This is a genomic window from Azospirillum brasilense (assembly GCF_008365405.1).
Lineage (GTDB): Bacteria > Pseudomonadota > Alphaproteobacteria > Azospirillales > Azospirillaceae > Azospirillum > Azospirillum brasilense_D.
Map to the genome: position 1 here is coordinate 1 of NZ_QOKV01000090.1, position 506 is coordinate 506.

General features: G+C 68.4%; 1 pseudogene. It reads left to right on the top strand.

From position 1 onward, the window contains the following. Nucleotides 1–506, top strand: a pseudogene (locus tag DS837_RS31920) (succinate--CoA ligase subunit alpha); the annotation flags it as partial.

Sequence of the window (506 nt, forward strand, 5' to 3'; positions counted from 1 at the left end):
AGCGTCATCTACGTGCCGCCGCCGTTCGCCGCCGACGCCATCCTGGAGGCGATCGACGCCGAGATCCCGCTGGTGGTGTGCATCACCGAGGGCATCCCGGTGCTCGACATGGTGCGCGTCAAGCGGGCGCTGGGCAACTCCAAGACCCGGCTGATCGGGCCGAACTGCCCGGGCATCATCACGCCCGACGAGTGCAAGATCGGCATCATGCCCGGCCACATCCACAAGCGCGGCAAGATCGGCATCGTCTCGCGCTCGGGCACGCTGACCTACGAGGCGGTGGCGCAGACCACCGCGGCGGGGCTGGGCCAGACGACCTGCATCGGCATCGGCGGCGACCCGGTCAACGGGACCAACTTCGTGGACAGCCTGGAGCTGTTCCTGAAGGACCCGGAGACCGAGGGCATCATCATGATCGGCGAGATCGGCGGCGACGCCGAGGTCAAGGGCGCGGAGTTCATCCGCGACTCCGGGACCAAGAAGCCGGTCGTCGGCTTCATCGCCGG